Source organism: Granulicella sibirica, from assembly GCF_004115155.1.
GTDB lineage: Bacteria > Acidobacteriota > Terriglobia > Terriglobales > Acidobacteriaceae > Edaphobacter > Edaphobacter sibiricus.
Map to the genome: position 1 here is coordinate 267,969 of NZ_RDSM01000001.1, position 23,959 is coordinate 291,927.

At 60.1% G+C, this 23,959-nt stretch carries 22 protein-coding genes and 2 tRNA genes; 12 read left to right on the forward strand and 12 right to left on the reverse strand.

The window, feature by feature from the left end:
• Window positions 1-445: 445 nt before the first annotated feature.
• A tRNA-Asp gene (locus tag GRAN_RS01075) sits at window positions 446-522 on the reverse strand.
• A gap of 593 nt (window positions 523-1,115) precedes the next feature.
• On the opposite strand from GRAN_RS01075, the gene GRAN_RS01080 reads away from it, so the two are divergent.
• The 3 genes from GRAN_RS01080 (at window position 1,116) to GRAN_RS01090 (ending at window position 5,574) form a co-directional block, all read left to right on the forward strand.
• Entirely contained in the window at window positions 1,116-2,438 is a 1,323-nt protein-coding gene (locus GRAN_RS01080; protein WP_241654263.1) for a M28 family metallopeptidase, read from the forward strand.
• Between the two features lie 196 nt (window positions 2,439-2,634).
• On the forward strand, window positions 2,635-3,246 hold the full coding sequence (locus tag GRAN_RS01085; RefSeq protein ID WP_241654264.1) for a class I SAM-dependent methyltransferase: 612 nt from the start codon (window positions 2,635-2,637) through the stop codon (window positions 3,244-3,246).
• A 27-nt stretch (window positions 3,247-3,273) separates the two neighbouring features.
• The gene (locus GRAN_RS01090; protein ID WP_128911185.1) at window positions 3,274-5,574 is read left to right on the forward strand and encodes a GH92 family glycosyl hydrolase; all 2,301 of its coding nucleotides are present in this window, start codon (window positions 3,274-3,276) and stop codon (window positions 5,572-5,574) included.
• 2 nt (window positions 5,575-5,576) lie between these two features.
• On the opposite strand, the gene GRAN_RS01095 is transcribed toward GRAN_RS01090, so the two are convergent.
• From GRAN_RS01095 to GRAN_RS01125, 7 genes are all read right to left on the reverse strand, one after another.
• A complete protein-coding gene (locus GRAN_RS01095) occupies window positions 5,577-6,956 on the reverse strand; it encodes an aryl-sulfate sulfotransferase (protein WP_128911186.1) in 1,380 nt (459 codons plus the stop codon).
• 52 nt (window positions 6,957-7,008) lie between these two features.
• Window positions 7,009-8,592, reverse strand: coding sequence for a sulfatase family protein (locus GRAN_RS01100; RefSeq protein ID WP_128911187.1), 1,584 nt, complete (start codon window positions 8,590-8,592; stop codon window positions 7,009-7,011).
• 114 nt (window positions 8,593-8,706) lie between these two features.
• Window positions 8,707-9,444: an SDR family oxidoreductase gene (locus tag GRAN_RS01105; protein ID WP_128911188.1), complete on the reverse strand. Its 738-nt coding sequence runs from the start codon at window positions 9,442-9,444 to the stop codon at window positions 8,707-8,709.
• 27 nt (window positions 9,445-9,471) lie between these two features.
• On the reverse strand, window positions 9,472-9,909 hold the full coding sequence (locus GRAN_RS01110) for an acyl-CoA thioesterase (protein ID WP_128911189.1): 438 nt from the start codon (window positions 9,907-9,909) through the stop codon (window positions 9,472-9,474).
• A 44-nt stretch (window positions 9,910-9,953) separates the two neighbouring features.
• Window positions 9,954-10,823 (reverse strand): beta/alpha barrel domain-containing protein, encoded by an 870-nt coding sequence (locus GRAN_RS01115; RefSeq protein WP_128911190.1) that lies wholly within the window; start codon window positions 10,821-10,823, stop codon window positions 9,954-9,956.
• A 179-nt stretch (window positions 10,824-11,002) separates the two neighbouring features.
• Window positions 11,003-11,296, reverse strand: coding sequence for a type II toxin-antitoxin system death-on-curing family toxin (locus GRAN_RS26875; RefSeq protein ID WP_128912898.1), 294 nt, complete (start codon window positions 11,294-11,296; stop codon window positions 11,003-11,005).
• A 92-nt stretch (window positions 11,297-11,388) separates the two neighbouring features.
• Window positions 11,389-11,613, reverse strand: a complete 225-nt coding sequence (locus GRAN_RS01125) for an AbrB/MazE/SpoVT family DNA-binding domain-containing protein (RefSeq protein WP_128911191.1) — start codon at window positions 11,611-11,613, stop codon at window positions 11,389-11,391.
• An 83-nt stretch (window positions 11,614-11,696) separates the two neighbouring features.
• Here GRAN_RS01125 and GRAN_RS01130 point away from each other — a divergent pair, with 83 nt between their 5' ends.
• On the forward strand, window positions 11,697-12,323 hold the full coding sequence (locus GRAN_RS01130) for a nicotinamidase (protein WP_128911192.1): 627 nt from the start codon (window positions 11,697-11,699) through the stop codon (window positions 12,321-12,323).
• Between the two features lie 50 nt (window positions 12,324-12,373).
• Entirely contained in the window at window positions 12,374-12,880 is a 507-nt protein-coding gene (locus GRAN_RS01135) for a VOC family protein (RefSeq protein WP_128911193.1), read from the forward strand.
• Window positions 12,881-12,887: 7 nt separating this feature from the next.
• Here the strand turns inward: GRAN_RS01135 and GRAN_RS01140 are convergent, their stop codons facing one another.
• The 3 genes from GRAN_RS01140 to GRAN_RS01150 all read right to left on the reverse strand — a co-directional run bounded on the left by GRAN_RS01140 (window position 12,888) and on the right by GRAN_RS01150 (window position 16,033).
• On the reverse strand, window positions 12,888-14,225 hold the full coding sequence (locus GRAN_RS01140; RefSeq protein WP_128911194.1) for a cytochrome P460 family protein: 1,338 nt from the start codon (window positions 14,223-14,225) through the stop codon (window positions 12,888-12,890).
• Window positions 14,226-14,380: 155 nt separating this feature from the next.
• Complete coding sequence (locus GRAN_RS01145; protein WP_128911195.1) at window positions 14,381-15,268, reverse strand: hypothetical protein; 888 nt, start codon at window positions 15,266-15,268, stop codon at window positions 14,381-14,383.
• Between the two features lie 231 nt (window positions 15,269-15,499).
• The gene (locus tag GRAN_RS01150) at window positions 15,500-16,033 is read right to left on the reverse strand and encodes a GNAT family N-acetyltransferase (protein WP_128911196.1); all 534 of its coding nucleotides are present in this window, start codon (window positions 16,031-16,033) and stop codon (window positions 15,500-15,502) included.
• 156 nt (window positions 16,034-16,189) lie between these two features.
• On the opposite strand from GRAN_RS01150, the gene pdxS reads away from it, so the two are divergent.
• The 6 genes from pdxS (at window position 16,190) to GRAN_RS01180 (ending at window position 22,229) form a co-directional block, all read left to right on the forward strand.
• A complete protein-coding gene (pdxS, locus tag GRAN_RS01155) occupies window positions 16,190-17,272 on the forward strand; it encodes a pyridoxal 5'-phosphate synthase lyase subunit PdxS (RefSeq protein ID WP_128911197.1) in 1,083 nt (360 codons plus the stop codon).
• A gap of 39 nt (window positions 17,273-17,311) precedes the next feature.
• Complete coding sequence (gene pdxT, locus GRAN_RS01160; RefSeq protein ID WP_128911198.1) at window positions 17,312-17,902, forward strand: pyridoxal 5'-phosphate synthase glutaminase subunit PdxT; 591 nt, start codon at window positions 17,312-17,314, stop codon at window positions 17,900-17,902.
• A 21-nt stretch (window positions 17,903-17,923) separates the two neighbouring features.
• Window positions 17,924-18,838: a hypothetical protein gene (locus GRAN_RS01165; protein ID WP_150133245.1), complete on the forward strand. Its 915-nt coding sequence runs from the start codon at window positions 17,924-17,926 to the stop codon at window positions 18,836-18,838.
• A gap of 46 nt (window positions 18,839-18,884) precedes the next feature.
• Window positions 18,885-19,613 carry a cupredoxin domain-containing protein gene (locus GRAN_RS01170; protein WP_128911200.1) on the forward strand — a complete coding sequence of 243 codons (729 nt, stop codon included), beginning with the start codon at window positions 18,885-18,887 and terminating at the stop codon, window positions 19,611-19,613.
• Window positions 19,610-21,379 carry a cytochrome c oxidase subunit I gene (locus GRAN_RS01175; protein ID WP_241654265.1) on the forward strand — a complete coding sequence of 590 codons (1,770 nt, stop codon included), beginning with the start codon at window positions 19,610-19,612 and terminating at the stop codon, window positions 21,377-21,379. Before GRAN_RS01170 ends, GRAN_RS01175 begins: the two co-directional genes overlap by 4 nt.
• A gap of 64 nt (window positions 21,380-21,443) precedes the next feature.
• Window positions 21,444-22,229 carry a cytochrome c oxidase subunit 3 gene (locus tag GRAN_RS01180; RefSeq protein WP_128911201.1) on the forward strand — a complete coding sequence of 262 codons (786 nt, stop codon included), beginning with the start codon at window positions 21,444-21,446 and terminating at the stop codon, window positions 22,227-22,229.
• A 231-nt stretch (window positions 22,230-22,460) separates the two neighbouring features.
• Here the strand turns inward: GRAN_RS01180 and GRAN_RS01190 are convergent.
• Window positions 22,461-22,537 (reverse strand) — tRNA-Arg (locus tag GRAN_RS01190).
• 34 nt (window positions 22,538-22,571) lie between these two features.
• Here GRAN_RS01190 and ispG point away from each other — a divergent pair.
• A complete protein-coding gene (gene ispG / locus GRAN_RS01195) occupies window positions 22,572-23,855 on the forward strand; it encodes a flavodoxin-dependent (E)-4-hydroxy-3-methylbut-2-enyl-diphosphate synthase (RefSeq protein ID WP_241654266.1) in 1,284 nt (427 codons plus the stop codon).
• Window positions 23,856-23,959 lie beyond the last annotated feature (104 nt).

Below are 23,959 nucleotides of genomic sequence, written 5' to 3' on the forward strand. Positions count from 1 at the left end.
AGCCGGTTCCGATGAACGCATTAGGGCGGACAAGCTGCTTCGTTGACGAAAGATCTGCGCGTATCCAATGCAAGGTGCTTGGGTCTTTGTCAGTCCGCGCATGAAGGGCAAACCGCCCTACCGCATCCAAAGAACATCGATTGGCACACACTCCGCCATCCTTTCGGCACGTTCCTGAAGGCAAACGGGGAAGATGTGAAGACGGGACGGGAACTCTTAGAACGCGCCAGCAGCAGGATCACGCTCGATGCTTATACGCAGCCCCTGAACTCGGAAAAGCGAGCAACTCAGGGTAAGCCTGTTCAGATGAGGGTGCCGAATCCAAATACAAACGGCTCCACCTAGATGGCTCAAGGCGCTTCCTAAGAAGCTCACTGTGCTTATATTGCGCCCGGATTTGATTGTCACTTAGGTCCCATACATCCCAGAAGCCATTTAGAATGTATGGCGGGGACGACGGGGCTCGAACCCGCGACCTCTGCCGTGACAGGGCAGCGCTCTAACCAACTGAGCTACGTCCCCAAAACTTCTCTGCCGCTTGAGAATATGTCAAACAAAATCAAGCGTTCGCTATTCCCAAGTCTGTCGCTCCTCTGGACCCAATTTCCGTCTGTTTGGACGATAACTGGACACCACGAAGGTTTGCGCAACGACAAGACCAAGTCTACCAGAACAGGGACCGATTTGGTGTCCACAGCGCGATCTCAATGACAAGAAAATGGAACTCGGCGTGCCCACCGCAGGAGAGTCACGAGTCTGACGATCTCGCAGTGCTTATCAACGAGATAACCTACTGTCTTATCCGGCCATGATGAAGCCGTTACTTGCAGCTAGGTCCCCGTAATCTGAGCCACACTAGCAGAACGTGCGCAAGCCCATCTCCAGTTGCACCTTTGCAGTTTCTCACCTCACCGTCCCCGGGCTAGAGTGAGGCCATAGATCCGCACGCGCTCCATATTCCTCTACCCGAAAGGCCTACCATGCGAACCCGACTCCTAACTGTCCTCACCCTGAGCCTGGCCGCTACCCAAATCACAGCTCAGGAGACCCGGGATTATTTGGCGGCAGGGGGCCCTATCAGGACCCAGCCCGTAGAGTCGAGGATCCAGAGTGCTTTGAGCCAAGTCTCCCCCGAAAAAATCCGTGCGAACGTCGAAGTCCTTGTGAAGTTCAACAATCGCAGCACCATTTCAAGCGCGGACGCCAACCTTCCACCGGGCACAGGTATCCTGGCTGCCTCGGACTGGATCAAGAAGCAATTGGAGACGTACAGCGAAGCTTGTGGCGGGTGTCTCGAAGTCAAGGTCGATGAATTTTCCCAGAGCCCCGAAGCGGCTTTCAACGGAAGCAATCCCCGCATCGTCAGACCGACTCTCATCCGGAACATCTACGCCATCCTTAGGGGGACCGATTCGAAAGCCTCTAAGCGCATCTACCTCGTCACCGGCCACTATGACACGCGGGAAACTGACGTCATGAACACACATGACCCCGCCCCCGGAGCCAACGACGATTCCAGTGGAACCGCAGTCTCCCTCGAGTCCGCCCGCGTCCTCAGCCAGTTGAAATTCCCCGCTACTATCGTCTTCGCTGCGGTGGCCGGAGAAGAGCAAGGCCTCAACGGGAGCCGTCATCTAGCGCAACTCGCTAAAGACGAGGGATGGCAGGTCGAAGGCATCCTCAACAACGATATCGTCGGTGGCGATACCACACCGGGCGACACCCTCCAGAACAAATCCCTCATCCGCGTCTTCTCCCAAGGCATCCTCCCAAGTGCCCCGGTGGAGACCATTCGCCAGATGCTATCCCTCGGCATCGAGAACGATACGCCTTCCCGCGAGTTGGCCCGCGCGATTCTCGACGTGAGCCGCAGCTACTTTGCAACGCCAAAATCGTTCCGTCCCGTCATGGAGCTTCGTCTTGACCGCTACTTGCGTGGGGGCGATCACAAGTCCTTCAGTGATCTCGGGTTTGCGTCCGTGCGCTTCACCGAGTGGCGCGAGAACTACAATCACCAGCATCAGCATATCCGCGTCGAGAACGGGGTCGAGTACGGCGACCTCCTGAAGTTTGACGACTGGCAGTACATCGCCCAGGTGGCGCGCCTGAACATCGCTACCCTTGGCACCCTAGCCTCTTCGCCTGGTGTTCCCGAGAAGGTCAGGGTCGTGACGACCAACCTCGACAACAACACCACCCTCAGGTGGGACGCCCCAACAGCAGCATCTGAAGCGGTGAAATACGAGATCGTCTGGCGTGAAACCGCGGTCTCCGACTGGCAGTTCTCGGCGGACGCTTCGAAGTTCGGAGATTCTTCTGAAAGTCATTCCGCCACCCTCCCGATCTCGAAGGACAACGTCATCTTTGGCGTCCGCGCCTGTGACGACCGGGGCCATTGCGGCCCTGCCGTGACGCCCTTCCCAGAGCGCCGCCCCTAGCAAAAAGACGACGAAATGGGTGGTGTAAACGTGGGCCAATGTACGGTAAACGTGGTTAGCGGGCGCGTTGTCAACGTGGTGAGAGGTGCGTCTTTGTTGGCTGTTTGCGTTTTTGCGTACACTTTTTGCGTTGGCGACTGGCGAAGGGGGTCTGCGGGGGTGGTCGTTTGTCAAGCAGCCGCTGATACACTGAGTGATGGCAATGAACGTTCAGGAACAGTTCGGGCAGATCGACATCTACGTCTTCGATCAGATTCTCCGTGAAAATCTCAGCCCCGACATGCGCATTCTGGACGCAGGCTGCGGCTACGGTCGCAATCTCGTTTACCTCCTCAGGGAAGGAGCTGAAGTCTTTGCCATCGACGCCGACCAAAACGGCGTGGAACATGTAAAAAACCTTGCTGATTCTCTCGAAACAGGCCTCCCCGCCTCAAATTTCCGGGTAGCACCCATCGAACGGCTTCCCTTCCCCGAAGCGCATTTTGATGCTGTGCTCTGCAACTCCGTTCTTCACTTCGCCCGGGATATGCATCACTTCCGCGCCATGCTGGCAGAGCTCTGGCGCGTCCTAAGGCCCGGCGGACTCCTTTTCTGCCGCCTGGGCTCCAGAATCGGTATGAACTTCAAGGAGATCCGCGAGAACATCTACTTAATCGCCGATAACTCCGAGTGGTTCCTCGTCGACGAATCCATGCTCCTCGCTTTCACCGAAGAGCTAAACGCTGTCCTGGTAGACCCTCTAAAAACTACGATTGTGCAGGACTATCGCTGCATGACAACCTGGGTTCTGCGCAAACGCCGCAGCTGACCCGACAAAACCCTGTAGGAGCTGTCCATGAGTCTCGTTTCTGTGTTTCGTTGCCTTGTGCTGTCAAGCATGCTGCCGATCAAGATTTTCGCTCAAGTGGCTCCTGCCGATTTCGTGCATCCGCTCGTGGGTACGCAGGACGAGGGGCAGACCTATCCGGCCACGGGCGTTCCTTTCGCCATGACCCAATGGACTCCGCAGACACGTGCAGGGGAGACGAAGTGCGTCGCTCCTTACTACTTCACTGACCCGAAGATCCAAGGTTTTCGCGCTTCGCACTTTCTCAGCGGAAGTTGCGCTCCGGACTACGGCACCATCACCATCGCCGCGGGGGTCGGTCCGTTGAAGACATCTGCCGTCGACCGCGCTTCTGCCTTCGATCGGGGGAGTGAGCACGCATCTCCGTATGCCTATTCGGTCGATCTCCGCGAAGCCGGTGTCCGGGCAGAGATCACGGGGACGACCCGCGCCGGGGTGATGCACTTCAGCGCAACGCGCGACGGAGACGCATGGCTGGTCCTAGAAAACAACGCTCGTGGCGGCGATGGATGGGTGAAGGTAGATCAGGCAAAGCAGGAGATGACCGGCGAGGTTCCTGTCCGGCGGGAGTACGCGGGCAGCGGCAAGCTGGCTGGATTCAGCTCTTATTTTGTCGCCGAGTTCAGTCAGCCTTTTGCTTCTTCGGGTACATGGGTCGGCTCTGACGCGCGTGAAGGAGGAGCCACCCAGACTGGAGACGGATTGCCGCTCGGCGTCGTCAAGGTGGCGAAGGTCTCGACGACTGCCGGCGGCGCATCCGGGGCAGCGGCGACCCTGCCTACGGCGGGTACGCGCCCAGGCTTCGGAGCTTATATCCGCTTCCCGGGAGCTCACGTGGGAGATGATGTCGTTGTTCGGATCGGCACGTCTTTCGTGAGCGTGGATGAAGCCCGCAAGAACCTTGCAACCGAGATTCCCAACTGGGACTTGGATGCAGTAAAGTCTGCCGCGAAGAAGGAGTGGAACCACACGCTGGGGCTTATCGAGATCAAGGACGATATTCCCGCCAAGACGGTCTTCTACACGTCGCTCTATCATGCGATGCTGCATCCGCGAACTTACAGTGACATCGACGGAAGTTATCCACGCTTCGCGAGCAGTGGGCGTATCGAGAAGGCAAGCGGCTTCACGTATTACGACGACTTCTCCATGTGGGACATCTTCCGAGCCCAGATGCCACTGCTTACGATCCTCGATCCGGCACGCAATGTCGATATGGTTCGATCGCTGATCGCTAAAGGCGACCAGGGGGGATTCCTGCCTATCTTTCCCGCCTGGAGCAGCTATACCTCCGAGATGGTCGGTGATCATGCAGCGGTCAGCATCGTCGACGCGTACCAGAAGGGTCTGCGCGGATTCGATGCGGAGCAGGCCTATGCGCTGATGCGGAAGACCGCGACGGAACTTCCGAAAGATCGAGCAGAATACATTGACGGCAAGGGGCGACGCGGCCTGGACTCGTACCTAAAATACGGCTATATTCCGCTCGAAGATCCTATCGGCGATGCCTTCCACAGGAACGAGCAGGTCTCTCGCACTCTGGAATACGCTTACGACGATGCGATGCTTGGCGAGTTAGCGAACGCGCTTGGGAAGAAGGGCGACGCCGCGATGTTCCGCGCGCGTGGACAAACCTGGCGCAAGGTCGTCGATGCGCAAACAGGCTTTGCACGTGGCCGCCATGAAGATGGTTCCTGGATCACTCCGTTTGATCCCGCCGGTAAGTACACGTGGATTACTGAAGGGCTCCCATGGCAATACACGTTCTTCGTCCCCCAGGATGTTCCAGGACTGATCGCGCTCGAGGGTGGTAAGGCAGCGTTTGTTAGAAAACTGGATGGGCTCTTTGCTGGCAAGTACTACGATCATGGCAATGAGCCGAGCCATCACATCGCTTATCTCTTTGACGCGGCTGATGCGCCGTCCAAGACGCAGCAGCACGTGCGTGCGCTGATGGAAAGCGAATACCGCGATGGCCCTGGAGGACTTGCGGGTAACGATGATGCGGGACAGATGAGTGCGTGGTATGTGCTGAGTGCGCTCGGCTTCTACCAGGTAACGCCGGGTGTGCCGGAATACTGGATTGGCTCGCCTCGCTTCGACGACATGACCATCAAGCTTCCGAACGGGCGCACCTTTCATATCGAGGCGAAGGGTGCGGGCGGCGGTAAGGTCTACGTTCGTCGGGTGCTCCTCAACGGCCACTTGCTTACCGGATACAAGATCAAGCACAGCGATATCGCTAACGGCGGAACCCTTACTTTCGAGATGAACGATACACCCTCGTAGCTTCAGGGCACGCGAAACTTAGTTACATCGAGTTCCTTGACTGGCTTCTCCAGGTGAGGCGTGCCCTCGGGGGCCCAATCGTAGGGGACAGGTTGGGCACGATACGTGAGGCTATTTGCAAACGGCTTTCCATCGATCGTGCTTCGTCCAACGTAAGGCGTTACATACTCCCAGACAATCGTGCCATCCGGGGTGATCTGGAAGATGCGTCCGTTCATGCCTTCGTCGATCAGCGTGTTTCCGTTCGGCAGACGACGCGCGCTACTTACAAAGGAACTGAAGAAGGTCCAGGTCGGCCTTCCTGAGTTCTCGCCGTTGTATTGCCAGACAATCTCCTCCTTCACTGGATCGATCTCGAGGATGCGCGAACCGGCATAGATGCCGAGGGCTGCCGGGGGGAAGCCGGCGCCGCCTTCGTCGTCGAATAAGAGAAGATGTCCTGCGCCCGGGAGGCCTTTCGGAATGATGTGGGCATTATGTTGTCCTGATATCTGATCCACGGGACGCGGCAGCGTCTTATTCCCGATCCGTTGATCCGGCGAGTACTCGCTTCCCTTGAAGTATGGACCGAGACGCCAGACTACTTTCCCTGTCTTCCTCTCGATGATGAGGACAACGTTTCCCTTGCGTGTGTCGATCATGATGTTCTTTGGATCGAAGCGCTTGTCGCCTTCGTCGAACCAGTGGTTCGGTCCGAGCACCTGCATATCGTTTATCTCGAGATAGCCGTATGGCTCGGGAGGGTTTCGCTTTATGCGTTCGCGCAGATAGCGCATGCCATCGGCCGAGAAGCCGAACTCTTTCAGATGATCGCCGGCGACCCATTGCCAGACGAGCTTGCCATCCGGAGTTACTTCGTAGATAGCCTGATCGCCTATCTCTTTCGGGCCAAGCCCCTTCACGGCCTGCGGGATGGTGACAAGGAGGAGCGTGTTTCCATTCGGCAGGCGCTGCCAGTCATGGTTCTGTCGGACGGCTCCGCCGGGGGCTTGCGTTCCCCACTCCCACACGGTGTTGCCGTCCCAGTCCAACTCGCCCACGGTGCGGTTGGTGAAGATGCCGCCGCGAGGGTCCGAAGTATCCGAGAGCTGTAGAAGGACGTGGCCGCGCTTGCCACCTGTGAGGTTCGGATCGATTACTTCTCCGGGTAGTCCTACATGGGGCCAGCGATGGACCTCGTTACCATCCATGTCGATGAGATGGGTGCTCCCATCGAGGCTGCTGAAGCTTACGAAGCAGTTATAAGCGCGGGATGGATCGTAGATCGTAACTCCCGTGGGATAGACACGCGGGGAGGCGAAGACTGTGCAGGCAACGAAGGCAAGAACAGCCGTAGCGATCATCCGCTGCACGTTGGCAAAGGGCAGGCCTTCAGAGCGCATTGGTGTATCTCCAGAGAGCTTCGATTTTGATGATGCTGCCGGGATGGGTCCGTTAGCTGTGGCCCTGCGTTCGAACGTCGGCGAGCTTTCTGCGCAGGCGTTCGACTATCTCTGGATACTGCGCTGCAACATTTTTTGTTTCTCCCGGATCGGCGGCGATGTCATAGAGTTCGAGCGGTGCCGTGGGGTAACTCGGCTGGCCTTTGAGCGATCTTTCGAGGGAGCCGCCAGATAGATCGAGCGATGCGGGGCGAGGGTGCGCGCCGGGTCTCTGGCTGCGATCGATTAGCTTCCACTTCCCTTCCCGTATGCCCATCACCTGGGCTTCCTCGACGAGAGACTCGCGTCCTTTCGGGGACTTACCAAGCATGGCGGGCAACATGTTGATGCTGTCCTCGGCTGTTCCCGCAGGCACGGGCTGATGTACGAGAGCGGCGAAGCTGGCGAGTATGTCGAGTTGACTGACGAGCGCGTCCGAAATTCCGGGCTTAACGTGGCCGGTCCAACGGACGATGAAGGGCAGCGTCGTGCCACCTTCGAAGATGGTGTACTTGCCTCCGCGAAACGGGCCTGCAGGCTTGTGGCCGTCGAGCTTGCGGTCCGATCCGTCGTCGTAGCCATCGTTGACGACGGGGCCATTGTCGGAGGTGAAGAGGACGAGCGTATTCTCGTCGAGGTGCAGGCGCTTGAGCGTGTCGAGGATGCGGCCGACACTCCAGTCGAGCTGGCTGATGACGTCGCAACGTACGCCGCACTCGTTCTTTCCGGCGAACTCGGGCGCGGGAGCGCGGGGGACGTGGATGTCGCTTGGCGTGAAGTAGAGGAGGAATGGCTTGTGCTGGTTCTTCTCGATGAACTCGACGGCGTTGCCGGTAAAGGTTGCGGCCATCTCTTCATCTTTCCAGCGCGCGGCCTTGCCTCCGGTCATGAAGCCGATGCGGCTGATACCGTCGATGATGGTGCCGTCGTGGCCCTCGCTGAGCTTCATCTTGAGGAGTTCGGGATCTTCCTTGCCGGTCGGCTCGTTGCCGATCTTGTTCTCGTAGGAAACATGGATCGGGTCACTGGGGTCGAGGTTCACGACGCGATGGTTGTGGATGTAGACGGACGGGACGCGATCGGCGGTGGCAGCGAAGAAGAAGGCGTCGTCGAAGCCGACCTCGCATGGCCCAGGCTTGATCTCGCCGTTCCAGTCGATCTTGCCGTCGCCGAGGCCGATGTGCCACTTGCCGACGAGGCCGGTGGTGTAGCCTGCGGACTTCAGTACCGAGGCGATTGTCGACTGGTTGCTTTGGATCAGGAGCTTTGCGTCGCCGGGGAGGATCTGGACGCCGTCGTGCCTCCAGGCATAGCTTCCGGTGAGCATGGCGTAGCGCGATGGGGTGCAGGTTGCGGCGTCGGAGTGGGCGTTGGTGAAGCGGAGGCCGGCCGATGCCATGGCGTCGATTGCCGGGGTGTGGACGTGGGTTGCGCCGTAGCAGGAGAGATCGCCGTAGCCGACGTCGTCCGAGAGGATGACCACGATGTTCGGCTTTTTGCCGGATGGTGTGGATGCGAAGGATTCGAGTCCGGCGAGGGCGAATGTGGCGGTTCCGGCGGCGAAGCGTTGTAGAAACAGACGGCGATCGATCGGCATGAACACTCCAACATGACTTGATGGCTAAAGCCGCATTCTACCGAACGATGAAGCCCACGCTTGCCTGTTCGGCTGCGTGGGCTTCCTTGTTGCTGGGGCTTATTTTATGGACAACTACCAGGGTAGCGATTCGCCGAGGTGGAAGTAGCCTCCGGTCGGACCATCCTCCGGCAGCGTTGCGAGCCAGACGGAGGTCTTTGCGCCTTCGGGGATCTCCATCGGGGCGGCATCGGTGCCCATGTCGGTCTTGACCCAGCCGGGGTGAGCCGAGTTGACCTTGATCTTGGTGTTGGCAAGCTCATGGGCGAGATGGACGGTGAACTGGTTGAGGGCGGTCTTCGAGGCGTCGTAGGCGAAGGTCTTGGCTTCGTAGATCGGCGAGCCCTTGGTTGCATGCAGGGTGAGGGAGGCGAGAATGCTGGACAGGTTGACGATGCGGCCTGCTTCGCTCTTGCGGATGAGGGGGAGGAGTTTCTGGGTAAGGGAGATGGTCGCGAAGAAGTTCGTGTCAAACGTCTTGCGGAGGATCTCTTCGCTGGTGGTGCTTGTCTGGTTCCTGGCCCGGGACTCGTCGATCAAGACGCCGGCGTTGTTGATGAGGATGTCGAGGACGCCGTAGTCTTTTTCTATCAGCGCGGCGATGGCATCCTGGCTGGCCTTGTCGTCAATATCGATCTTGACGGGACGGACTTCGAAGCCTTCCTCTTTCAATTTGGCTGCGGCTTCTTCGCCTTTTGCCAGGTCACGAGCGCCTAGCAGAACGGTGATTCCTTCGGCAGCGAGCTGCTTCGCGGTCTCGAGACCTATGCCCTTGTTCGCGCCAGTGATTAACGCAATCTTCTTTGCACTCATACAGACATCTCCTCGGCAACGTTTGAATTACGCTTCCAGGGATGGGATGTGAAAGGCCTTGAAACGCTCCGCATATTTTTCCGGCAGGGCACGCTTCTTCATGTCCTTCCCGACGACGACGTGGACCGTGGAGCCTTCGCAGAGTAGCGTGCTGTCGGTCTCGCGGAGAATCTCGTAGGCAAACTTGATGACGGGTCCGCGTGCGCCGGTGACGCGGGTTCTGACCAGGATCTGATCGTCGTAGCGGGCCGGGGATCGGTAGCGACAGTTCACTTCGACGACAGCGATTCCGCAGCCCTCAACACGCTCCATGTCCCTGTAATCGAGGCCCATTTGCCGGATCAGTTCGGCTCGTCCTACCTCGAACCAAATGAGATAGTTCGCGTGGTAGACGACGCCCATCTGGTCGGTCTCCGCGTAGCGGACGCGGACGCGCGTCTCGCCAATGACTCCTGTTTTGCTCATCCGTCCAGTTTATCGAAATAGCAACGAAGTGACGACGGATCGGTTTACTGGACCTTTGCGCCGAACTTCCGGGCGATCTCGGCGCTTGCGGCTTGCAGGCTTTCGAGAGGGCTGACGGGAGACATCTTCGCTCCGAGTCTTTTCAGTTCGGCGATCAACGTTCCGGTTGCGATGTTGCCGACGAGGGTGTCCTGCGCGAGGGGGCATCCGCCGAAGCCTCCGATGGCTCCGTCGAAGCGACGGCAGCCTACGCCGTAGGCGGCCCTGACCTTGGCGGTTGCGGTGTCGGGGCGGGCGTGGAGATGGACGCCGATCTCAGCAGTATCATGCACGGCGAAGACGTCGGACAGGACGTCGGAGATGAGCTTTGGGGTGGCGAGGCCGACGGTGTCGGCGAGGGATATCTGGGTGATGCCGTTGTCGACGAGAAGGTCGCAGGCGGAGACGACTTCCTCGATGTCCCAGTCGTCGCCGTAGGGGTTGCCGAAGGCCATCGAGATATAGGCGACGACGTCGAGACCAGCCTTGTAGCCTGCGGTCCCGACCGCTTCGAGGGCGTCGAGCGCTTCTTCGGGGGTCTGGTGTTGGCTCTTCTTGAGGTAGGTGGGGGAGATGGAGTATGGGAAGGCGAGGGTCTGGACGGCGGAGGTCTTGATGGCGCGCTCGGCTCCCTGGGCGTTGAGGACGATGCCGATGATCTCGACGTCATCGGACGGGTCGAGGTAGTCGAGGACGAGTTCCGAATCGGCCATCTGCGGGAATGCCTCCGGAGACACGAAGCTCACAGCGTCGATATGTCTAAATCCGGCAGCAATCAGCACACGAAGGTAGTCCGCTTTGACCTCGGCCGGCATCCTCTGCGGCAAACCCTGCCAGGCGTCGCGCGGGCACTCCACGATCTTCACGATCGACATCGAAACTCCTCAGCCGTACCGAGACTTGGTACGTTTTATGATGCTATGACGGCGCGAGGATTTGGGGAACAGGAGATGTGACTGAAGTTTTCTAAGGGGAGCGAAATCATATCTCTAGGGCTCCAAGACTACAGCGTGACTCGGGGTCTTTGGGTGCAGGTCTCTCGGCGAATGGGACTTCACTTGGAAAGGAGAGTGTGCAGCTCAAGCCACTCGCTGAGTTGGTTCTCGTTCAGTGAACCCGTTACAACCGCCAGCACGGTCTCTTCGGTTTCAACAGGATCAGTGGTCATCTCGAAGCCATTGAGTCGGACGAACAATCCCATCGGAATTAGAGCTAAGCGCCTATTCCCATCTATGAATGGAGGGTTTCGCGCGATGCCGAAACAATAAGCGGCAGACAGCCGATGGGTGGATGTCTCGGGTTCGTAAAGGATCTTGTTTATGGACGCGCCAGAGCGGATTCCAGCAATCCCTCATCCCGGGTGCCGGAAGCGACCCCGGGCGAGGCTCTTCTCATGCAGAGCCAGGAGAGCCTAGCGGTCGAGCCAACGAGGTGAGATGGTCACTGGGCGAGTCTTTTGAGGGTCTCCTGGTACTTTTTCATGAAGGCTCCGCCGAGTTCGACTTGATGATCGGTCTCGGGGTTGCGAGGGGAGAGAAGATAGCCGTTCGGGGTTTCGACGACAAAGAGGGTGTCCCCCCTTCCGACCCCCGTCTGTACGAGCATTTCTTCCGGAATTGCGATTCCGGTGCAGGTTCCGAATGCTTCCAGCTTTAATGCGGCCATTTCGAGACCCCTGTACCCCAATCTGAGGTATCAGAATTATAGGTACCTCCACGTGTAGGGGTTAGCGATAGCATCCAATCAATATGAACCTCTCGGCTACAGACTGCCTTTTGATCATCGATATGCAGAACGACTTTCTTCCCGGTGGTGCTCTTGAGGTGAAGGAGGGAGATCAGATTATTCCCGGTCTCAATGAGCTTGCGGGCCGGTTTGAGCATGTGATTCTGACGCAGGACTGGCACCCCGCCGGGCATATCTCGTTTGCCTCGACGCATCATCTTCGGGCGTTTGCGGATACGGTCGAGGCGAGCTACGGAACGCAGACGCTTTGGCCGGATCACTGTATCCAGGGGACGCGGGGAGCTGAACTGCACTCGGCGCTGGATGTGCCGCATGCGGAGATGATTCTGCGGAAGGGGTTTCGGAAGGAGATCGACAGCTACTCGGCGTTTCTGGAGAACGATGGGGCGACGCCGACGGGGTTGGCGGGTTACCTGCGGGAGAGGGGTCTGCGGCGGCTGTTCTTCGGTGGCGTGGCGTACGATTTCTGCGTCGGGTTCTCGGCGATTGCGGCGGCGGAGCTTGGTTTCGAGGCGATCGTGCTCGAGGATCTGACTCGGGCCGTGTCGCTGCCGGGGACGGTGGACGGGACGAATGAGGCGTTTTCTCGCGGGGGGATCGAGCGAATTTCGTCCGGGAGTATCTCGTAAGTTGTAGCCGGATCTATGCGACCCGGGGCGGGCTGGTTCATCTGAAAGGTATGACCACGCAGCCTATCGATCCTGGCGTCCGTGTTGGACACGTTCATTTGAAGGTGGCGAACCTGCAGCGAGCCCTCAGCTTTTATTGTGGCGTGCTTGGGCTCGAGTTGATGCAGCGCTTTGGGGACACGGCCGCGTTTATCTCCGCTGGCGGATACCACCACCACATCGGGCTGAATACGTGGGAGAGTCTGAACGGGGCGCATCCGGCGGCAGGGACGACGGGCCTGTACCACCTGGCGCTTGTATATCCGACGCGGGCGGCACTTGGAGATGCGCTGAACCGGCTGATCCAGGCGCAGGTGCGACTGGACGGGGCAGCGGATCATGGGGTGAGCCAGGCGCTTTATCTTCGAGACCCTGACCAGAACGGGGTAGAGCTTTACTGGGACCGGCCTCGGGAAGACTGGCCTCGCGACGTGAAGGGCGGATTGGCAATGTATACGAGACCGCTGGAACTGCAGGGTCTGCTCAACGAGGCGGACGAGGCTGCGGGCCGGATCTGAGCCAGGCCTAGGGTAGCCGGGCTGGCGCTAGAGACGTTACGAAGATGGCTCGGTGGGTGGCGATGGTGGGGTCGGCAATATCCTCGGCGAGGGCTGATCCGGTGAAGCGGCGGTAGGGGATTTGGGAATTGGGCTGGACGAACTCGACAGACTGGACGGAGTCGGGGATGCGTCCGCCGAACCAGTGGGGGTCTTCGCGCTGGACCCAGGTGACGAGGGCGAGGACGGATCCTTCAGGGTAGGTAGTGGGGGTGGGAGCGCCGCCTCGGGGCTGGACGGCTGCTATTGCGGCTTCGTTACCGTAGAGGGTTGCAGTGGTGTGGGTTTTGGGGTCGACGAACATGGTGATGGCGTTCCAGGCGAGAGGCTGGAAGGGCAGGCTGGCGGGGAGGGCGGCGGCGTGGTTATTCACCGCTTCTTCGCGGGCTACCTTGGCCTGGGTCATGGGCAGGGTGTAGACGTAGTCGTCACCCTTGACCGGGAGATGGCAGGTGGTGCATTCGGTGACGAACTTTGCGTCGGTGCCGTAGGGCTTAAGGTCGAAGCCGCGCCAGCGGCCCCAGCCCCAGCCTTCGGTCGACTTGTAGAGGTTGGCGTCCTTGATCATGAGTTCAACCTGGATGAATTTGCCGGGACGGATGAGGCCATCGGGGCTCGTCTCCTGCTGCCAGGCGACCTTGGCGAAGCGGGAGCCATCGGGCCAGGGGGTGATGTTGCCGGATTGGGCGGCCTTGATGGCGATGTCATTGCCGAGGATGAAACGGAAGGTATTGTTGTCGCCGCGGTCGGTGGTGCTGATTGGCTTCCAGGATTCAAAGGTCGGATCGAAGGGGACACCGTTGAACTCAGGAGGGACGGAGGCAAGGGCGATGGGTGCAGGCGCGGCGGTAGCGGGCTCAGACGATGCGGGTGCGGGGGCGGTGGACCAGGGGGCGAGGTAGGCTTTGAGAGTGGATAGTTCTTCGGCGGTCACCCTGGCTTCGGGGTGCAGGCGGACGAACTGCGGGAGAGGCATCGCGCCGAGCTGGATCATGTTGACGGCTTCGAAGAGTGTGCTTTTCTGCGCAGCGGCGGGCTTGGAGCCGATGGTCTCGAAGTTAAGGTGCTCGCGGGCGGTGAGGATGTCGTGGCGGACGAGCCAGTAGGCGGGGACGATCTGATCGAACCAGGCGAGACGGCGCTGATCGGAGTGGCAGCTATAGCAATCCTTCTGGAGGATCTGCTTGACCTCGACGGGAGCCTGGATCTCGGCGGTGGCGGGCCGGGTTGGGATTGCGGGCCGGATGACCTGAAGGACTGCAAATACCACCACTGCGGCAACGATCAGCTTGCCAAACATCTTCATCGTGTTTTCTTGCTCCGTTCAATTCTTGATACGCGACGAGCGCTCGAACCGCTGTTTGTGATCATCGCATGGGTTTGACTGAAGCGGAGTCTGGTCGAAATGCGAAGAGGCTTCGGATCTCTCCGAAGCCTCTCTCGCGATGCGGGCAACGCTTGTTAGTAGGGGCGGTAGTAGCGGTAGGCGGCCGGCGGATAGTAGGGGGGTGGAGGATAGGCGTAGTGAACGGGCGGTGGGTAGTTGTAGTTGTTGTAGACCGGCTGGGCGACCGGAGCTGCCGCCTGCTGGATGATGGTCGGAGCGGGCGCGGCAGCCTGGACCACGATTACGGTCGGGCTTGGCTGGGCATAGGACTGCTGGATGGGAGCAGGCTGCTGATATTGCGGCTGATAATAGGGCTGCTGCTGGGCGTAGTTGCGCTCGATGGGTGCGGCCTGCTGAGGCACCTCATTGTCCGCGTAGTTGTAGCGGGAGACCAGCTCCGGCTGGTGCTGCACCTCGGTCTTGGTCGGGATGCCTACGTCGTCGAGGAGCTTGACGGTAAGGCGGGTTTCGGGCTTGAGTTCGGGACGGGGACCGCGGCGGGGCAGGTTGATGAGATCGATCGGCCAGAGGACGGGGATCATCCACTCGATGGTGTCGCGGACGGGGTGGCCGAGGCCGTGGATTTTGCCGTCTCCGTCGACGGGGTTCTTGCCGGAGGTGGCGACGACGCGGGTGGCTATGGGGATGGTGGTGTCGTTACCGACTACCATGCGGTCAAACTTGAGCTCCATCCAGCCCTTGCCGACGAAGTGACCGGGATCCTTGTAGTCCTCGAAGTGGCCGACGAGGTAGGCGCCGTAGGGTAGGACGGAGCGTCCGTAGAGCTCAGTGCGGCTGAGATTGCAGAGGATGGGGTCGCCTACGTGGGTCGTTTTGGAGGAGATGTGGGGTTCGGAGACCATGCACTGCATGACGGAACCGGCTGGGATCAACTGTTCCGCTTGCGCGGAGAGGGAGAGTATGGGTGTTGCGAGCAGAAGTGCAGCCAACAAGTGCTTCATCTGGACCTCCTAAACACACGTTTTGGGGACCGTGTGCTTGGAACGTGCGGTTCGCCGGATCTCGGGGAGTGAGTGATCTTGGACGTGCCTAAATGATGAGCGAGTGCTGACGCGAATTTTAGCGCACGGGTTCGTCTTCGCGATTGGATATTTTTAGCGGGGCTAACACGTTTTGGGAGAGCGAGGTATGAAGAAGGGTGGAAAAGTTTTCCACAGGGCGGCACACGCCAATTAGAGCGTGAGCGCGAGTACCGGATCTTCGAAGGTGGAGGAGCCCACGTGAAAACTGCGGGTTCCGATCTGCTCGAAGCCGTTCTTGCGGTAGAAAGCGAGTGCGCGCTGATTGTCGGGGTGAACGCCCAGGAGGAGGCGCTTCGCTCCCTGCGCACGGGCGCCCGCGACGGCAAGATCCATGAGACGCCGGCCGGTTCCTCCTCCGTGAAAGCGGGAGAAGACGTAGATCCGGCGGAGTTCGAGGTCGCCGGGCTGGGCGAGGGTTCCGGGAAAGTCGGGCTTGGTGAGGATGGCATAGCCGACGGGTGCGGCTCCGGGAGGGACCTCGGCGATCCAGATGCGGGTCTCGGGATTCGCCAGCATCACGGAGTAGGCGCCGGGGACGTGATGGTTCGCGCAGTGAGCGAGGAGTGCCTGGCCAGGGACGAGGCCGGCGAAGGCCTCCAGCAAGGTTGCGGCGCCTATGAGTGCAAGGGTTGGGGCATCCTCAGAAGTACATTCCCGCATGGTGACGACATCCGACAAACTCATTCTCCTGACAATGCTTTGGGCCATCTTACAAGTGCCGCTGCCGTCCTGTGTTTGCTGCTAAACTAAGGGTCCATACCTAGCCGAAGATCCGTGTGACTCCGGAACCGGCCACAGGCTCGCACCACTCGAATTCCGAAATCCCGAAGGAGACCTTCCATGGCAGATCACGCAAGCAACGGACATCAATCGAACGGAACAGGCGGATTTACCGCGAGTGGTCTGCGCCTGAAGGTCGGCCTTGCCGAGATGCTGAAGGGCGGCGTGATCATGGACGTGATCGACGCCGATCAGGCGGTGATCGCCGAGCAGGCTGGCGCGGTGGCGGTGATGGCGCTCGAGCGTGTGCCGGCGCAGATTCGCGCGCAGGGCGGTGTGGCGCGCATGTCGCACCCAAACATGATCAAGGAAGTGATGGCCGTCGTGACGATCCCGGTGATGGCCAAGGCGCGCATCGGCCACTTCGTCGAGGCGCAGGTGCTCCAGGAGCTTGGTGTCGACTTCATCGACGAGTCCGAGGTGCTGACGCCGGCGGATGAGGTTCACCACATCAACAAGCATGACTTCACGACACCGTTTGTCTGCGGCGCGAAAAACCTGGGCGAGGCGCTGCGGCGTATTGCCGAGGGCGCTGCGATGATCCGCACGAAGGGTGAGCCGGGGACAGGCGATGTGATTCACGCGGTGCGGCACATGCGGCAGATCGTCTCGGAGATCAAGGCGTTGACGGTGCTCGACCCGCAGGAACTCTATGCGGCGGCGAAGAACCTGCAGGCTCCGCTCGAGCTTGTACAGATGGTGGCGAAGGCGGGCAAGCTGCCGGTTCCGAACTTCTCGGCGGGCGGTATTGCAACACCGGCGGATGCGGCGATGGTGCGTCAGCTTGGGGCGGAGACGGTATTTGTGGGGTCGGGTATCTTCATGTCGGACTCGACGACGAAGCTGGAGGTTGGGTCGTTCAAACCGGGCGATACGTTCCGGCATACGGACCTGATCGACGGCGAGCCAGTTGCGGCAGAGCGGCTTGGGCAGAAGGTCGATCTCGCGCACTTCGGGAAGTATCGCAACCCGGCGGATCGCGCTGAGGCAGAGTCTCGGGCGAAGGCGATTGTGCGGGCGGCGACGTTCTTCGATGATCCAAAGATCGTGGCGCAATGCTCGGCGGATTGTATGGGCGCAATGAAGGGCCTGGCGGTCGCGAACATTCCTGCCGAAGAGATGATGCAGAACCGCGGCTGGTAGTCCGGCGTTACCGCGCGGCTGACCGCTTAGAATAGAACGATGTCTCCACTTACCATCGGCGTCCTGGCTCTCCAGGGCGCCTACGATGTGCATGCCAAGGCGCTTACGAGCCTGGGTGCTGTTCCGCGTCTTGTGCGTCGGCCTGAAGAGCTTGAAGGACTGGATGGGCTGATCCTGCCGGGTGGCGAATCGACCACGATCCTGAAGTTTCTCGAGCGTGATAACTTCTTCGAGGCGCTCGACGCCTTTGTGAAGGAGACGCCGACGTTTGGCACGTGCGCGGGATGCATTCTGCTGGCGAAGGACGTGAATCATCCCGCGCAGAAGTCGTTTGCGGCTCTGGATATTGCCGTTGAACGGAACGCTTACGGGCGGCAGAACGATTCGAAGATTCTGTTCGAGCCTACGACTCTGGCGGGTGGTCCGCTGGAGATGGTGTTTATCCGGGCTCCACGGATCAACCGCGTGGGTGCCGATGTCGAGGTGCTGGCCGAGCGGGAGGAGCATCCGGCCCTGGTGCGGAGCGGGCATCTGCTGGCGGCTACGTTTCATCCGGAGCTTGGGAGCGACGTCCGGGTGCACCAGCTCTTTCTGGATATGGTGCGGGAGCATAAGGATGGGCGTGGGTAGGGGCTTGGGCGCTCTATGCCGATGATCTGGCTTTTGGGACTCGCATTGCTTGTGCCGCAGCAGAAGACCGAGACGCCTGCGCTTGTGGAGCAGCTTGCGCTGGCTCAGGGACGGCATGACGCGGGGACGATCCAGGCGTCGCTGCTTGAGCTGACGGATCGGCTGGGGACGGCTGACCTCGAGAGCCTTCAGATCGTGGTTCCGGAGATCGTGCGGGCGGCCGACGATCCGGATGCGCAGACGCGCGGGCTGGCGATGCTGGCGCTGACCGCGATCAAGGGCGATGGGCTTGCCGTGTTGGAGCCGCATGCCGGAGCGATCGCGCGGCACCTGCATGATGCGAGCTTGCCGGTGCGGCAGGTGACGGTGCTTGTACTGGGGACTTTCCAGCGGCATCCGACGGCAGCAGTGATTGATCCCCTGCTGGAGAGCCTGAAGGAGGCGGATGCGCCGAAGACGATCGGGCCGGGCGTGGTGTACGCGCTGCTGACGCTTGGGGTGGACGACCCTGCGCATCCGGAGATCGGTGACGGGATCTTGCGGTTCGTGCGGCGGCCGGATCTGCCTGGAGACGTGCTGGCCAGGGTGTTGGTCGCCATTGCGAACGCACCGGTGCATAACGAGGCTTTGGATACAGGGCTTCTTGGTTTTCTTGGGAAAACTCATTCGGCTCCGACGCGGAGCGTGTTGGTGGGGCTTCTGCCGAAGCTGCGCTTGGCGCAGAAGACCCTCGATGGGACGCGGGCGGAGCTTGCCGGTTTCGCTGCCGATCCGAAGGAAGATGCGGGGGTGAAAGCGGCGGCGACCGGGGTGCTTCCCTGCTGGCATAGCTCGAGGATGAGCGATCCGTGTCCGGCGCTGCCGATGCGGTATCGCATGGTGGCTCCGCCAAAGCCGATGACGGCCCCGAGGTACCAATCTCCGCCGCTCTCCTGACACGCGAGGGTATGCTGAGGGTGTGGCCTGGTGCGATGCGGTTGGGATGGCAATGGTGCGGATGCCCTGGGGGCTGCCGAGGGACGCGTCGGCGCATGGGGTGGCGCTCGATCAGCACCTGATTCTGAATCTTTGGATTGCGTTTTCGCTGGCTGTACTGGCGCACATGATTCTGCTGATAGGAATTCTGCTGCGGCGTCCGGCGGCGGAGGCGAGCGAGCGCAGGAGATTGCTGATCGAGTATCTTCCGCTGGCAGCACTCACTTTGCTCTTTGGGTTTTTGGCTATGCGGGCGGAGAGGCTTTGGGAGGAGACGCGGTATACCGGAGCTTCACCGGCAGCGCTGCAGGTCGAGGCTACGGGGATGCAGTTTGCGTGGTACTTCCGGTACCCCGGCGTGGATGGGACGTTTGGCAGGACGTCGGCGGAACGGGTCGACCCCGGGGCGGCAAATCCGGTCGGAGTGGACCCGGCGGATCCGCATGGGGCGGATGACATGGTGAGTAGTGAGTTGGTGCTGCCGGAGGGGCGTGAGGTCGACCTAAGGTTGATAGCCCAAGATGTGATTCACGGGTTTGCGGTTCCAGAGATGCGGTTGAAGCAGAATGCGGTGCCGGGACAGACGATTCATGTGCATTTCACCCCCACGGACGCGGGAACCTATGCCATTCTTTGCACACAGCTTTGTGGGCTTGGGCATTACCGCATGCAGGCGAACCTGCGAGTGCTGACCGAAGCGGGCTACCAAGACTGGCTCAGGAAACGACAACGATGATGGGAACGCCACAGTCCGGCGCAACGGTTCGTCCGCGGAAGATTCGTTGGCTGTTTTCGACGGATCATCATGTGATCGGACTGCAGTACCTGGCACTGGCTTGTGTTGCGGTTACGGTGGGGGTGGGGCTGTCACTCTTTATGCGGCTGCATCTGATCGCGCCGGACTTTGTGGTTCCGGGGCATGGGCCGATCCTGCCGGAGGACTATCTTGCGCTGGTGACGCTGCATGGGACGCTGATGCTGTTCTTCGTGCTGACGACGGCTCCGCAGTCGGGGTTTGGGAACTTGATCTTGCCGGCGCAGATCGGTTCGCGGAGGATGGCGTTTCCGGGGCTGAACGCGGCTGGCTTCTGGACGACGGCGCTGGCGCTGGTGGTACTGCTTGGGTCGACGTTTGTGCAGGGTGGCGCGGCGATCTCGGGGTGGACGGCTTATCCACCGCTTTCGGCGATTGCGGCGGCGGGTCCGGGGCAGGGGCTCGGGATGGATCTGTGGTTGGGGTCGATCGCGCTGTTTGCGGTGGGGACTGGGATAGCCTCGGTGAACACGCTGACGACGGTGATCCGGTTTCGCTGCGAGGGGATGACATGGGAGCGGCTGCCGCTGACGGTGTGGGCATGGTTTACAGCGGCGCTGCTTTCACTGATTGCCTTTTCCGTACTGCTGGCGGCGCTTGTGCTTTTGTTTCTGGATAGGCATGCGGCTACCGGGTTCTTCGTTCCGCAGGGGGATGTGCTGAGCAGCGTGGTTCGGGCGGCCGCGGTGCATGGGAATGGAAGCCCGCTGCTGTGGCTTCACCTGTTCTGGTTCTTCGGACATCCGGAGGTGTATATCGCGATCCTGCCAGGGATGGGGCTGACGTCGATGCTGCTGGCGAACTTTTCGCGGCGACGGGTGTACGCGTACCAGATGATGATCGCGACGACGCTTCTGATCGGCGGGCTCGGGATCCTGGTGTGGGGACACCATATGTTCGTGGCAGGGCTGAACCCGTTTGTGGGAACAGCTTTCTCGATCTCCACGATGGCGATTGCGCTGCCGAGCGCGGCGAAGGTTCTGAGCTGGCTGGCGACGACGTGGCGATCGCGTCCGCACTTCGCGACGCCGATGCTTTTCTCGCTTGGCTTTGTTTCTTTCTTTGTGGTGGGTGGGCTGAGCGGCCCCATTCTGGCGCAGCCCATTCTGGATCAGTATCTGCATAACACCTTCTTCGTCGTCGCGCATTTTCACCTGATCATGGCGATGGCGGGTGTATTTGGGCTGTTCGCGGGGGTTTATTACTACTTTCCACTCATCGCGGGAAGATATCTCTCTGAGGGACTTGGGCGCGTGCACTTCTGGGGGACGCTGGGGGGAGCGTATGCGACGTTTCTGCCGATGCATATGACCGGGCTGGCGGGGGAACCGAGACACTACGCTCAGTTGACCGGGATCCCGAATGCGGCCGCGCGGCTGCTGGCGCAGACACTTCCCTTGCAGAGGCATATCAGCTACGCGGCGTTCTTTCTTGCGGCTTCGCAACTGCCGTTTGTCTGGAATGTGATACGAAGTGCGCGGTGGGGGGATCTGGCTCAGCCGAATCCGTGGAATGCCACAACGCTCGAGTGGCATCCGGCGCTGGCACCGTTTGCGGAGGAGGGTTCATCATCGGATGAACAAATCGTGGCCTACTGTTCTCCCTGCGCGTATGATCCGGGTGCTGGATGGGCCGGGTTTACCCCGCAGTGGCAGGAGATCCCTGCATCGAATGTAAAACGGGAGTAATCTGATAGCCATCGGCCTCGCAAGCCGCACCCAAACGCCCGCACCCCCAAGCGACGGAGCCCATATGCCGGCTATCTTTACGCCCACCGACACCGACCGTAAACGACCCCATGCCGATGACGGGGACCATGGCTCTGGCCGGCGGCCGCCGTACGACGACGGTCTAAAACGAACGGGCGGCGGTGGGGATAACGACAACGATAACTGGAACGACAGGCCTGCCGGGCGGCGCGGGCCGCGGGAGAAGCTGGAGCGTTACCGGCTTGGGCTGTTCTTCGCGCTTGCCGGCGACCTCATGTTCTTCGTGGCGATCATCAGCACGTTCTTCGTGACGAAGTCGTCGGGGCACTTCGATGCGTACGACCGGTACATCAACGAATGGCTGCCGACGGCGATTCCACGGATCCTGTGGCTGAACACCGCGGTACTCTTTCTGAGTTCGGTGACGGTCGAGATGGCGCGGCGGCGGATGTTTCACCAGTTCGATGTGATGGAGGAGTGGTTCGGGTTGGGCAAGCCGACGGCCAAGCGTGCCATGCCGTGGGTGATTGCGACGATCGTGCTCGGGATCGCTTTCCTGCTGGGACAGACGGTAGCGTGGCGGCAGTTGGCGCAGGAGCATGTGTTCCTGAAGTCGAACCCGAGCAGCCATTTCTTCTACCTCATCACCTACACCCATGCGATTCACCTGCTTGTCGGGATCGCCGGGTTGGCGATGGCGCTCGTTGGGCTGTTTGCTTCGAAGCAGATCGAAAACAGGCAGATCCTGGTGGATTGCGCGGCCTGGTACTGGCACTCGATGGGCTTTCTGTGGCTGTTTCTGTTCGTTCTGCTTGCGTACTTTCAGTAGATTCATCTGGACGGTATTTCTCTGGATGGGTCTGCTGGGTGCGCCGATGAGGCTTTCCGCGCAGGGATGTTCGCAGTGTAAGGACAATGCTTCAGCTATGCCTGCGTCCGCGCAGGCGGGATATCGGCAGGCGATTGTTTTGTTGATGATGGCTGGGGTTGGCTTGTTTGTGGGGACTTTGGTGATTCTTCGGCGGAATCGGTAGGGCAAGCCGTTTTTGCTGGATCGATGTGGTGGCCCGGGCAGGAGTCCAACCTGCGACCTTCGCGTTAGGAGTGCGCTGCTCTATGCAACTGAGCTACCGGGCCAGTTCTCCCAGTGTAAACTGGAACAGGTTCGCTTATGCCTGAGATCACTCGCCGCCGTTCCGTTACCTGCAACATCGGAGGAGTCCGCGTCGGCTCCGAAGCTCCTGTCGTCGTGCAGTCGATGACCAATACCGATACTGCGGATGTGGAATCGACCGTCCAGCAGATCGCGGCGCTGGCTCGTGCCGGATCCGAGATGGTTCGCATCACGGTCAACAACGACGATGCGGCGAAGGCTGTTCCGTACATCATCGAAGGCATCGCGGCCAAGGGCTGGAATACTCCGATCATCGGGGACTTCCACTACAACGGACATCAGCTTCTAACCAAGTATCCCGACTGCGCCGAGGCGCTGGCGAAGTATCGCATCAATCCTGGCAACTGCTCGATCGGGCGCAAGGACGACGATAACTTCCGCACGATGGTCGAAGTTGCGGTCAAGCACCAGAAGCCGGTTCGCATCGGCGTCAACTGGGGTTCGCTCGACCAGGCTCTGCTCACCAAGATGATGGACGAGAACTCGAAGCTGAGCGATCCGCTTCCGGCGCGCGATGTGATGATGGAGGCGATGGTCGTTTCGGCGGTCGACAATGCTGCTGCTGCCGAGCGTTACGGGCTTCGTCGCGATCAGATCATCCTTTCGGCCAAGGTTTCGGGGGTTCGGGATCTGGTGGATGTTTATTCCGAGCTGGCTCGGCGTTGCGATCATGCGCTTCACCTTGGGTTGACCGAGGCTGGGATGGGCATGAAGGGCGTTGTGGCTTCGACGGCTGGTCTTTCTCCTTTGCTCCTGGCTGGAATCGGGGATACGATTCGGGTTTCGTTGACTCCGACTCCGGGCGGCGACCGCTCGGAAGAGGTTCGTTGCGGGCAGCAGATCCTGCAATCGCTTGGGATTCGCAGCTTCATGCCGCAGGTGACGAGCTGTCCTGGATGCGGACGGACGACTTCGACTTACTTCCAGAAGCTGGCGGAAGACATCCAGGGCTACCTGGTTGAGTCGATGCCGGAGTGGAAGAAGGTTTATCCGGGCGTCGAGGAGTTGAAGCTGGCCGTGATGGGATGCATCGTCAACGGTCCGGGCGAAAGCAAGCATGCCAACATCGGCATCTCGCTTCCCGGGACATTCGAGGATCCGAAGGCTCCGGTTTACGTGGACGGGAAGTTGTTCACAACGCTCAAGGGCGATCACATCGTCGAGGAGTTCCAGGTGATTCTCGATGAGTATGTCCAGAAGCGTTATGGCAGCGGGACTCATGTGACGACTCCTACGGCCAAGGCTGAGGTGGAACCTCCGGTTTTCGCGGTGCTGCAGTAGGCGATGTTTCCCTGGGGTACCCCCCCTCCCCATAGCCTGCGTCCAAATCATTTGTAATGATGGACTTGCACGGAAGCATGGGGTGCAAATATATCATTACAAAG